We start from the raw sequence: 11,504 nt of genomic DNA, 5'->3' as shown, positions 1-11,504 counted from the left end.
GTCTGCGAGGTCTTGGATTCCTTTGGGCCCGTGGGCACCCAATTGGATGGGGGGAAAACCCTTGGCGGCCCGGGAAACCCCCCCCCCCCCCCCGAGTCAGTCGCAATGACACAAGCGCGAGAGCGCGAGCCGAATGCCGTATGCTACCTTATAGCTACGAAGCGATGCGTTAGCGACCATAGGAATTCGTAGTCAGTTGCGGCGTGGCAACACCTGGCAAATTTCGCTACAGTATGGACAGGCACAATGAATGTGTCGCGAGCTAGATTTGCCGGGGTTGGCGCCAGGGAGGAGTGCGGGCACGTGAGAGTGTTGGGACTTTCAGTTGTCGTCTGTGTGCTATTGGCTGTGTTAGTCAGTTGCGGCGGGACTACAGATGACGAGGTAACACCAACGCCGACGATCGCGGCGACGGTTGTGCCGTCGCCGACTGCTCTGGCAGTGGCAGATGCTGAATCGACCACAACCCCGACACCTGCACCTGCCGCCGCTTCGAAGTCTGCAGAAGAGGCAGCGCCGGAGGAGGCCACTCCGGTGCCTCCAACGCAAGCGCAAAGCATTCTTTTTTATGACCTCACGGAAATCGAGAAGACCTGCCCGGGATATCAAGAGTTCACCGGATTCCGTCAGACCGTTTCCCAGGTCAAGATTACGTGCACCGGTCCCGGTGTGGAGACGGTGTATTTTGTGGACTTGGACAACCTTGTGGTGACGGGCATACGAGTTCCCTTGCTCGAGCCGGAAATACCGTAAGAGCACGCAATGTCCGGTTCGGGCACGGCCGTGCAAATGCAATACGGGGCGTATCGTGAAGCAGCCATGCATTCACTTTCTTTTGGTACTTTTCGTGGTGCTGAGCGGCTGCGGCGAACAATCGGAGGCACAAGCAACGCCCCAGCCTACTCCCACCGCGGTACCGCAGCCCACGCCATCGCCCGCGTTGGCACTTGGCCTACGCAAGCAGGGAATTGTCTTTCACGACCTATCGGTGAGCGAGCAGGTGTGCCCCGGGTTCGTGGAACTTCTGGCGCCGGTAGAGGTGTCCCCAGAATCGATTTCCGATCGGTCTATGGAAATTGTGCGGCAAGTGCGCTTCGTCTGCACAAACGACGAGAAAGGCACGGTGTATATCTTGGATCTGGCAAATCAGACCATTACCGTTGCCCGCAAGCTGCCGCCGGTTCCGGGGATGCCGTGAGTCAATGGTCACATCTTGCCGCGCGGGAGTCCTGCTGCTCAGTCTTGTTCTGGTATTAGTTGGATGCCGGGGAACGCCGCCGCCAGCGCCGACACCTTGGCCTACGCCGACTGCGGCGGCCGCATCACCTGCGTTTGTTCCTTCGCCGCAGCCCTGGCCCGAAGGGGTGCTCTTCTATGAGCTCGATGAACCGGCGCAGACCTGCCAAGGCTACCAGGAGTACCTCTCGTTCCGCGAGACCATTTCACAGATCAAGATCGTCTGTACACAGGTAGGGGTGGAGACCGTTTATTTCATCGACACGGAGAAGCAAGTCGTAACCGTGGTGCGCATTCCTATACCTCTGACCGTCAATCCGCAAGAGTAGGACCGCCTTGAAAGAAAGCAGACGCACAGCAGAGGGCGGCAGTAGGGTGGATGAAGCTCTTGGTTTGGCGCAAAGCCAGTTCCACTGTTCACACTCGCCATGATGCAAGACGCGTTGGCTCTCTACAGAAAGTACTACGTGGATACGGGCTATGAACGGCTGGGACTGTTTACGCTCATGGCTGATCGCTTTTCCAGCCGCAGTGCGCTCTACCCCGGCAGCTTCACCCACGTGACACCGGCGTTTGTCTATCCTTCAGTGTGCTTTGTGGATACAGACAGGCGTGCGGCGCGCTTCTTTGCCGATCCGGCGGTGCGCGACTATGTGAATGAGCGGAAGGTGTATTCGGGGGAGCCGTCCATCCGCTTTCACAAGGCTGACTACGAGCAGGCATTGGTGGAGACTGAAGAGAGCTTTGATCTTCTCATTTCGCAGTACACGGGATTCGTCTCGCAGCATTGTAAGCAATTCTTGAAGGTCGGAGGCCTGCTCTTGGTGAACAACAGCCATGGTGACGCAAGCATGGCGAGGCTTGACCCGGACTACGTGCTGGTTGGTGCGATCATGCGCCGTGGCGAGCAATTTCGCCTGGTGGAGTCAGACCTTGCCGCATACTTCGTGCCGAAACGTGATCGCACAATTACGCGGGAGTATCTGGAGCGGACGAGACGGGGTGTGGCGTTTGCGCGCCGCGCCTATGCCTATGCCTTTCGGCGCGTGCATTAGGGTTAATCTGAAGCAATCGCGACTAACGAGTGTTTTGAACGTGATTTACCCAAGTCTGGGACGAGAAACTTTGGGTAATCAAGAGTACATGGAACATTGAAATGGGAGTCAACTTGCACTCAAGTGGTCGGTATGTTCAACTCTCAATTGCCTGCCTGCCCGAGGAGTTTTCTTGAACGCTTGGGCTTACTGGCGGTGTAACTTAGCAGACTCAAGAGGTCTTCTGATCAGGCTGCGCCAGACAGGATAGGAAGAGGCTATTCTTCAGTAACGAGGTCAGTAAGCCTTTCGACCAGAATCTTCACACGCAGGATGCCGCGTTGCACGAAATCTTCCGTTTGCCAACCTTCATAGAAATTCTGATGAAGAGAATTTGCTACGTGAAAAAGGTCGTATAATTCCGCGTCCTCAGTTTCCTGCGAGACCCTCCTGACGTTTTCAAAGAGCCGTGCATGGGTGCTATGCTCCCAGCCTCTGCGCTCGGCAGTGGCTTTCACGGCTTGCGCTGCCGCACCCCAAGCCTTTTCCGATGCCTGCAGCAGGTCGCCTCTATCGAATTCCTCTTGCGCTTGCACGATGAATTGGCGGCTTGTTCTTAAGTACCTCTCTGTGGACTTGCTTCTGCCATTGACCGCCATAGTTGCCTCCAAGATTGTGTCCTTGCTTACGCATTATACCAAGGCACTGTGAAGTCGTGACATTACTGATCGCAGTCTGGGACGACTAAGGCGCGCATAGGTGGGTGTCGCTACACCGGAGGAATTATCCGCTTGCGAAGAAGTCCATCAGTGGGCCACCGCTCACAGGAAGAGATTTGGCGTGGGAGCGGTGTCTGCGCTGGTCCAGACTTTGCGGATGCGGTGGTTGAAGGAATCGGCAACGTAGAGGTTTCCGGCAATATCCACCGCTAGGCCGAGCGGGTAGTGGAGCGTGGCGAAGCCGGCCGCCCACCCGTCTCCACTGAAGCCGAACTGGTCGCTGCCGGCCACCGTGCTTATGCTGCCGTCGGGAGTGACCTTGCGTACGCGATGGTTGAAGGTATCGGCAATAAAGAGGTTGCCTTGTGGATCGACGGCTATGCCGTATGGGGCACGCAGCGTGGCTTGGGTTGCCTGTCCGCGATCGCCGTTAAAGCCGGAACTGCCCGTGCCTGCGATGGTTGAGATGAGGCCGTCGGCATCCACCATGCGAATACGCCGGTTTTCCCTATCCACGATATAGAGCTTCCCGTCTGCGGAAACGGTCACGCCGCGGGGGTTATTCAGGCGGGCAAGCGTCGCCGGCCCACCGTCGCCGTTATAGCCGGCAGCGCCGGTCCCAGCCACTGTGGTGATGGTGCCGTCTACCGTCAGTTTGCGCACCCGGTGATTACGTGTGTCGGCAATGTAGAGGGTGCCGTCGCTTGCCACGGCAATGCCGGTGGGAGAGGCGAGCAAGGCTGCGGCGCCGGGGCCGCCGTCCCCGGAGAAGCCGGATACACCTGTGCCCGCAATCGTGCTGATGATGCCCTCGGAGGTCACCTTGCGGATGCGATGATTGTACGTATCGGCAATGTAGAGCGTGCCTGCGCTGTCCACCGCCACGCCCAAGGGCAAGCGCAGCCGGGCATCGGCGGCAGGCCCGCCGTCTCCATCAGCGCCGGCCTCACCGGTGCCAACGAGAGTGGTTATGTCGCCGCTCGGCGAGATCTTCCGAATCCGGTGATTGAACGCATCCGCAACAAACACGTTTCCCGCGGCGTCTATGGCTAGGCTTGCCGGTGTGTTAAGTGTGGCTCGCGTGGCCGGGCCGTTGTCGCCGCTGCCGCCCGCCACGCCGTTTCCGGCAATCGTTGTAATGATGCTGTGGCGCGTGACTTCAGAGTCGTCCTGCACCTGTGCAAGTCCGGCTGCATGGAGCGCCGGGAGGCCGGGAAGGAGCAGGGTGAGTGCGAAACAGAGCAGAATAACAAGCGCCCGCAGTGATGGCGCGGGCTTCGCTGCAGAGGGCTGGGTTTGACGAAACATAGACTTTCGGCAAATACTTGTGGTGAGTACGCGTGGTATACCCAAGCTCGTGTTGACTCATTATACGCCAAGCGTATGTGGTGGAGTAGGCGATAGGCTCATGCCGGGTGGTGACAACAGATGAATGGACGCTACGTCGCCTCTGTCTTGTTAGGCTGCTTCTGCCTGTTGCTCGTAGCATGTGGTGAGGATGGGCCGGATGTCGTCGCGCCGGTTGAGGAAGCGCGTCCGACGCCATTCCCGCAGGTCACCCGCACGGTTGCACCCACAGCCACCTCCATCCCGCCGACGCCTTTGGCTACGCCTACTGCAGGGCCCTCACCGACAGTGGCGCCCACACCGATTCCTCCTACACCGGAGGTGACTGCTACCCCAGTCCCCACACCACGTCCCAGCCCAACACCGGAACCTACCCCTACGCCGACTACGTTACCCACGTCCACGCCTGCGGCTTCACCGGATCCCTCTCCCACCCCTGACGCTACGCCATCCCCCACAGCAGAATCGGCGCTCAGCTTTGCGGGCGTCCGCGTTTTGCTCAACGAGCCCAGCCAAGTGCAGGCGATTTTCTCGCTCCGCGACCAGGACGGCAATCCCACGATCTTGCCGGCGGCGGAGCTGCAGCGCGCAACGCGCATCTTCGAGCGCGCAGACGGTACGGATGAGTGGGAAGAAATCGACTATACGGAAACCAATTTCTTTGTGTATTCAGCGGAACGTTTCGCGCTGGAGGTGGTGTTCGTTCTTGACTTCACGCGCAGCATGACGACGTGGCAATTGCCGGACGGTACGGCAGGCAGCACGCTCATGCGGCAGGCGCTTGAGAGCGCCCTCGAACGTTTGCCGGTAGCTCATCGCGTGGGTGTTGTTGCATTTCACGATCGGAGCGCGGAGCCGGTGATTCTTGCATTCCCAACGACGGATAGAGGCCTGATTCGCACGGAAGTTGGGCGTTTTGCCGAATCCGGCTTCGATTCCGGCTCAAGTCGCCTGTGGGATGCCGTTGAGCGCGGTCTTGATCTGTTCTCGGCTCAGGCAGAAACTGCAAGCGACGTTACCCGCGCCTTGGTTTTTCTCTCGGACGGCAGGGACACCAGCAGCTTGCGCACGCGCGACGAGGTTGCGCAGCTAGCGCAGGAGAGCGGCGTCCAACTTTACCCGCTGGGGCTGGGGGATGTTTATCAAGAGATGGGCTTGCGAGCGATGGCAACAGCGACGAACGGGGCCTACTACGCCGTGTCTGAATTGGCGCAGCTTGAGGCGCAATTCAATGCGCTGGTGAACGACTTCGCCGGTCAATACAAGCTCAGCTACACCACGCTACGCCGCAGCGGGACGTACGCGGTGCGGATTGAGACTATACTGAACGGCACCAGCGGTGTCTTTACCAGTGACACTTTGCCTTTTGGTGAAATCTACAGCCCGGATACCCAGGGTCGCATCGCGGTAGATCCGCCCACGGTGGACGTGGAAGCGCAGACCGCAACCACGTTCGTTCGCGCCCTTCACGTGCCGCGCAATATCCAGCACTTCCGCTTTACACTCGTTATCGACCAACCGGCCACGGTCTCGCTCGTAGCAACGGAAGAGGGGGGGCTGCTGGAAGGTTGGGAACTTTCGCCGCCGGACAGTGTGGGGTATTGGCGGGCCGCGGGGCCGGCGCCGCTGCCGTTCGGCAACTTTGGACTACTCTTCAAGGTGGTTGTGACCGGGGTGGCTGCGGAGGACTTTGCCATTCCCATCATCTTCGATAGCAGCGGATATGCCGGCAACAAGCAGTTCGTCGTCGTGTCGGGTGGTGACGAGGAGCGTCTGGCACAGATTGCGTTTGCCAGCCTGCGCGACGAAAACTGGGAAATCTACGCGATGAATGCGGACGGCAGCGCGCTTACACGCCTCACGGAAGACCCGGCTAACGACGTGGCGCCCAACTGGTCGCCCGATGCGCGCCGCATTGCCTTTGCAAGCAACCGCGCCGGGAACTTCGACATTTACGTGATGAACGCGGACGGCAGCGGTGTGACGCAACTCACAGATGATCCCGGCGACGACTTCGCGCCGCGCTGGTCGCCGGACGGCCGCAAGCTGGCCTTCTATAGTGAACGGCAGAACAATGTAGATATCTACGTGATGAACGCCGATGGCAGCGCGGAAACGAGACTCACCTTTGACCGCGGGCGCGAGCTGTCGCCGTCTTGGTCGCCCGACGGTGTGAAGCTAGCCTTCACCAGCGACCGCGAACGGAACTTCGACATCTTCGTGATGAATGCCGACGGCAGCGAGCAAACACGGCTTACGAGCGACCGCGCCGCGGATACGGCGCCGGCCTGGTCGCCGGACGGACATAAGCTGGCTTTCACCAGTAAACGGTCGGGGAACTGGGAGCTGTACCTGATTAATGCCGACGGTACGGAATTGAACCGGCTGACGAACCACCCGGCGGACGACTTCGCCCCCGCATGGTCGGCGGATGGCAATAGCCTGGCCTTCTACAGCATTAGAAACCTGAATTACGAAATCTATGTGATGGACGTTGCGAGCGGCAACGTCATACGCCTCACCGACAACCCGGCCCTCGACGCCGACCCGGCATGGTCACCGTAGAGTTCGGGGCGTTTCTTTTGATGAAAGGCCGTGGCGTACCCATCCAGTAGATGCCGTGGCACATCCATTCGGCAAAGTCCGAGATATTTCTCGTCCGTTCGTGCTGAGTGGGCTTCGCAATGCCCTTGTCGAAGCACAAACTGCGTACTTTGAGTAATGTAGCGCGCCCGGCCGGAGGCAGGCCGCAAGCATTGAGCCAATTGGCAGGCAGTCGGCCGGCATCGAAACTACACCCTTTCTGTCGTTTCGTGATACCGTATACTGCAACTGTTTTGCACTTGGGGAGGCCCAATTCTCCCTTTAACATTGGCTAGGAACGCGTGTACACGAAAGAGGAAACATTCATGCGTTTTGCGAATCGGATAGCAAAATTACCGCCGTATCTGTTTGCCGAAGTGGACCGGCGCATTGCGGCCAAGCGGAAAGAGGGGGTGGACGTCATTTCGCTGGGTATCGGCGACCCCGATCTGCCCACGCCGCAGCACGTCATCGATGCGCTGGCTGCCGGCGCGGCCAAGCCCTACACCCATCAGTACCCGGAGTACGAGGGCTTGCCGGCGTTTCGGGAAGCCGTGGCGGCATGGTACGGCCAGCGGTTTGGGGTGAAGCTGGACCCGGAGACCCAGGTGGTCTCGCTGATCGGCTCCAAAGAAGGCATCGCGCACTTTCCCGTGGCGGTGGTTGACCCCGGCGACGTGGTGCTGGCCACCGATCCCGGCTATCCGGTCTACCACACCGGCACGCTCTTTTCCGATGGCGAGACCTACTACGTGCCGCTGCGAGAAGAGAACGACTTCCTGCCCGATCTCGGCGCCATACCGAGCGATGTGATCAAGCGCGCAAAGCTGCTCTGGATTTGCTATCCGAATAATCCCACAGCAGCGGTCGCGCCCCGCTCGTTCTTCGAGGAGTGCGTGGCGTTCGGCAAGGAACACGACCTCATCATCGCCCATGACGCGGCCTATACGGAGGTCTGCTTCGACGGTTACAAGCCGCTGAGTTTCCTGGAAGTGGACGGTGCCATGGACGTGGGTATCGAGTTCCACTCGCTCTCCAAGACCTACAACATGACCGGCTGGCGCATCGGCATGGCGGTGGGCAATACGGACATCATCGAGGCGCTCGGCCGGGTGAAGACGAACATCGATTCCGGCATCTTTCGGGCGGTGCAAGAGGCCGGCGTGGTGGCGCTGAACGAGACGCCGCAGTCGTGGATCGACGAGCGCAACGCCATCTACCAGGAGCGCCGCGACCTCATCCTGAGCGCGCTGGAGAGCATGGGTCTGAACGCGCAGAAGCCCAAGGCCAGCCTGTATGTGTGGTCGCCGACGCCCAAGGGCATCTCCGCCATCGATTTCTCTGTGCGCTTGCTCGACGAGGCCGGTCTTGTCATCACCCCCGGCGTCGGATTTGGCGATGCGGGCGAGGGCTACTTCCGAATCTCCTTGGCCTGCCCCACCGACCGGCTGCAGGAAGCCATGGAACGGCTAGCAGCGGTGAAGACATAGGAACCCTGCCCCGATCGGTTTCTGCCCATTGGGCCAAGAGGCGGGGGGACTAGCCTCTAGACAGCAATGTGGCAGTCATTCCGAGGAGCTTGGCGACGAGGAATGTCGTGCACCTAGGACTCTAGATTCCTCGCTCCGCTCGGAATTGTAGATGTCAGGTAATTCGTTGACAGAATTGAGAACAAAAGCAGCTGAACGCAGTACTCTACATGAACAGTACACATGTCATTCCGAACGGAGCGCAGCGAAGAGAGGAATCTAAGATGTTGAGTCTATTGGGCGACACGTTGCATGGGCCCTGGATTCCTCGCTCCGCTCGGAATGACATGATCTGTCAACACTGTCAATTTGGGAGAGAATTCTGTCAACGAATTGTCTGACACTTACAGGAATGACGGAGAGAATGCCGGTGTGACTGAAAGAGTACTGGGATGAAGGAGTGACTGCTGGAATTGGGGGAGAGAGGCCAGGATTGACAAGCACGTAACGTTTCCGCTCTATAGCAACAGAAGGAGAAGGACGATCCCATGGCAATCAAGACTTGGCCTGCCGAGGTCAACAGCGTCCGCAAGGCGACCGTAGTTCCCTTCGATGAGATCACGTTGCCGGAGGAGATTTTCATCGTCCCGGGCGCGCATCTTGACTTTGGCTGGTGCGCGGGCATCTCCGAGTGCCTCGCCTACGCTGACGAGTTGATAAAAGGCTCCATCGACGCTATCACCGGCCCGGTGCCGGACTACCGCTTCACCGTCGAGTACGCCGCGTTTCTGCGCCATTTCCTGGCACGTTTTCCAGAGTATCTGCCCACGGTGAAGCAGCTTGTCAAGGAGCGCAAGCTTGAGACCACCGCCGCCATGGTGGGCTACATGGAGGACATCCTCGACGGCGAGATCATGGTGCGCGAGATCGTGCACGCCAAGCGCTTCGCCCGCGATGTGTTGGACTGCGACCTTCCCACGGCGCAGCACTCCGATCTCCCCGGCCATACACCGCAGATGCCCCAATTGCTCGCCAAAGCCGGCGTCAAATACTTCTCGTATACGCGCTTCCGACCGTATTCCCCCGTCCACTGGTGGGAGGCGCCGGACGGCTCGCGGGTGCTGGCGGCCAACCACCTCAACAACTACGGCTGGGCTTTTTTACTTACCAATCCGGAATTCGGCTGGCTGCCCGAGTATGAGGGTGATGAGCCGGAAGTGTATTCAATTTCGCAGGCCATGCGTCTCTGGCCCTTGCCCGTGCTGCTCATGATGGGGCAGTCCGACCTACGCCCGCCAATACCGGAGGACATGGTAGCCGCGGCCAAGAAACTTACCGACGAAGGCAAGCTGAACTTCACCTTCTCCACCATTACGGACTTCTTTGAAGCCGCCGAACGCACCGGCAAGCTGGACGATCTGCCCGTCTACGGCGGCCACTTCCCGTACGCCTTCTACGCTATTCCGGCGTTCGCGCCGCGGGTCTATCTGGAAGCGCGCCACGCGGAGAATGCGCTGGCCACGGCGGAGAAACTGTCGGCAATCCGTGGGCTGCTGGGGTTGGGCGCGTACCCGCGCGCCGAGCTCGATCCCGCGTGGGAAGACCTCTACAACTGCCACGACCATAACGTTGGGGGCAGGCATGGCGAGCTCAACGACGACGTGCGTTACAAGACCGCCGTGCACGCCCGCATGATCGGCATGGAGATCGCGAGGGAGGCCAATAACCAGTTTGCCACCCACGTCAATTACACGCCGCCCAGCGACGAAGCGCGCACAATCCTGGTCAACAACCCGCTCAACTGGGACCGCTCGGAGGTGGTGGTGGACTACATGGAGTTTGGCGGCGATAACGTCACGGGCATCCGCGTCACCGACGGGCAGGGCAACGAGATGCCGTGCCAGGTCATCAAGGCGCAAAATGCCGGCGACGACCGGGTGGACTTTGCCGGTTTCGGCTATTCGCGGGTGGACTTCGCGTTCTTGGCCAAGGACGTGCCGTCTTTGGGCGTCAAGGCCTTCTACTTGGAGCCACGGGTCGGCGCCAGCGACCAGAATACGCGGCGCATGACCATGGCGCACGTGGTCGAGAACGATCACTTCCGGCTGGACGTTACCGGCGGTATGGTCAAGAGCTTGCAGTGGAAGCGGGCGGACGGATCCAGTGTTGAGCTCGCCGCCAAGGCAGACCATTTCTTCAACGAGGTGGTGGTGCTGGAAGACCTGCGCTTTGACCTGGAGGACTCCCAGGACGAGCAGGCCATGAAAGTGCCAACGACCGATGAGGCGCTGGAAGTGCAGGCCAGAGGCGAAGACTGGCTGGCCGATACGAATTTCACCGGCCGCGAATGGCGGGCGAGCGACGGTCCTACCCAGGTGCAATGGGTCGAGCGCGGGCCCATTTGGACAACCGTCTGCCTGCGCAGCCATGTGCTGGAAGCGCCGATCGTGCAGGAAATCCGCCTGCACAACCACGAACCGCGCGTGGACCTCACCACCACCATCGACTGGAACGGCTCGAAAAATACGCAGGGGCGGGTGGCGCTGCCCTACAACGTGCCGGGCGGTGAAGTCACGTATGAAGTGCCCTATGCCAACGTGGTGTTCGGCAAGGATGAGGTGCCGAATACGTATCGGGGCGACGGCTCACGCTGGGTGCAGAAGTGGCTGGATGTTTCCAATAGCGACTACGGCGTCACGCTGGGCACGAGCAACTGTGTGCATACCATAAAAGGCACGTCGGTCTACCCGATGTTCATCCGCACGGCGTACTCCTGTGGCACGCCGTTCTTCGAGTACCCGAACCTGGGCGTGCACACGTACCACGCGACGCTGGTGCCGCACGACGGCGGCTGGCGGAGCGCCAACGGTGAGCGCGTCGGCTGGCAGCACTGGAACCCCTTGCAGACCGCCAAGCTCGCGACCGCGGCGCCGATGCAGCCGTTTGCGGGCAATACGTTCCTCAGCGACTCCGAGAGCTTCGTGCGCACGGACGCGCCCAACGTGGTCATCACCACCATTCAGGAGCACCCGGACCGCCCCGGCAACTGGATGCTGCGCCTCTTCGAGGCCCACGGCGAGGATACGACCGTAACGCTGGAGCTCCCGCGCGCGGTG

9 protein-coding genes are annotated in these 11,504 nt (G+C 60.0%); 7 read left to right on the top strand and 2 right to left on the bottom strand.

Annotated features, from left to right (window positions below; genetic code table 11):
- The first annotated feature begins 246 nt into the window (after nucleotides 1–246).
- The 4 genes from OXE05_08950 (at nucleotide 247) to OXE05_08935 (ending at nucleotide 2,291) form a co-directional block, all read left to right on the top strand.
- Nucleotides 247–753, top strand: a complete 507-nt coding sequence (locus OXE05_08950; GenBank protein ID MCY4437442.1) for a hypothetical protein — start codon at nucleotides 247–249, stop codon at nucleotides 751–753.
- Between the two features lie 55 nt (nucleotides 754–808).
- Entirely contained in the window at nucleotides 809–1,198 is a 390-nt protein-coding gene (locus OXE05_08945) for a hypothetical protein (protein MCY4437441.1), read from the top strand.
- A gap of 4 nt (nucleotides 1,199–1,202) precedes the next feature.
- Complete coding sequence (locus OXE05_08940; GenBank protein ID MCY4437440.1) at nucleotides 1,203–1,565, top strand: hypothetical protein; 363 nt, start codon at nucleotides 1,203–1,205, stop codon at nucleotides 1,563–1,565.
- A 114-nt stretch (nucleotides 1,566–1,679) separates the two neighbouring features.
- Nucleotides 1,680–2,291, top strand: coding sequence for a hypothetical protein (locus tag OXE05_08935; protein ID MCY4437439.1), 612 nt, complete (start codon nucleotides 1,680–1,682; stop codon nucleotides 2,289–2,291).
- 257 nt (nucleotides 2,292–2,548) lie between these two features.
- Here OXE05_08935 and OXE05_08930 read toward each other — a convergent pair whose 3' ends face one another.
- Together OXE05_08930 and OXE05_08925 are read right to left on the bottom strand one after the other, a co-directional pair.
- Nucleotides 2,549–2,929 (bottom strand): hypothetical protein, encoded by a 381-nt coding sequence (locus OXE05_08930; protein MCY4437438.1) that lies wholly within the window; start codon nucleotides 2,927–2,929, stop codon nucleotides 2,549–2,551.
- A 162-nt stretch (nucleotides 2,930–3,091) separates the two neighbouring features.
- Complete coding sequence (locus tag OXE05_08925) at nucleotides 3,092–4,297, bottom strand: NHL repeat-containing protein (GenBank protein MCY4437437.1); 1,206 nt, start codon at nucleotides 4,295–4,297, stop codon at nucleotides 3,092–3,094.
- A gap of 120 nt (nucleotides 4,298–4,417) precedes the next feature.
- On the opposite strand from OXE05_08925, the gene OXE05_08920 reads away from it, so the two are divergent.
- The 3 genes from OXE05_08920 to OXE05_08910 form a co-directional block, all read left to right on the top strand.
- Nucleotides 4,418–6,901, top strand: a complete 2,484-nt coding sequence (locus OXE05_08920; GenBank protein ID MCY4437436.1) for a DPP IV N-terminal domain-containing protein — start codon at nucleotides 4,418–4,420, stop codon at nucleotides 6,899–6,901.
- A 344-nt stretch (nucleotides 6,902–7,245) separates the two neighbouring features.
- The gene (locus OXE05_08915; GenBank protein ID MCY4437435.1) at nucleotides 7,246–8,409 is read left to right on the top strand and encodes an LL-diaminopimelate aminotransferase; all 1,164 of its coding nucleotides are present in this window, start codon (nucleotides 7,246–7,248) and stop codon (nucleotides 8,407–8,409) included.
- A gap of 527 nt (nucleotides 8,410–8,936) precedes the next feature.
- A partial coding sequence (locus OXE05_08910) for a hypothetical protein (protein ID MCY4437434.1) occupies nucleotides 8,937–11,504 on the top strand: 2,568 nt, incomplete at its 3' end.

The organism is Chloroflexota bacterium, from assembly GCA_026710945.1.
GTDB lineage: Bacteria > Chloroflexota > UBA11872 > VXOZ01 > VXOZ01 > VXOZ01.
This window is presented reverse-complemented; position numbering and strand designations above follow the sequence as displayed.

Excerpts from the sequence above, each read along its gene's own strand:
- OXE05_08950 (MCY4437442.1), top strand. The coding sequence starts at position 247 with ATGAATGTGTCGCGAGCTAGATTTGCCGGGGTTGGCGCCAGGGAGGAG.
- OXE05_08940 (MCY4437440.1), top strand. The coding sequence starts at position 1,203 with ATGGTCACATCTTGCCGCGCGGGAGTCCTGCTGCTCAGTCTTGTTCTG.
- OXE05_08930 (MCY4437438.1), bottom strand. The coding sequence starts at position 2,929 with ATGGCGGTCAATGGCAGAAGCAAGTCCACAGAGAGGTACTTAAGAACA.
- OXE05_08925 (MCY4437437.1), bottom strand. The coding sequence starts at position 4,297 with ATGTTTCGTCAAACCCAGCCCTCTGCAGCGAAGCCCGCGCCATCACTG.
- OXE05_08920 (MCY4437436.1), top strand. The coding sequence starts at position 4,418 with ATGAATGGACGCTACGTCGCCTCTGTCTTGTTAGGCTGCTTCTGCCTG.
- OXE05_08915 (MCY4437435.1), top strand. The coding sequence starts at position 7,246 with ATGCGTTTTGCGAATCGGATAGCAAAATTACCGCCGTATCTGTTTGCC.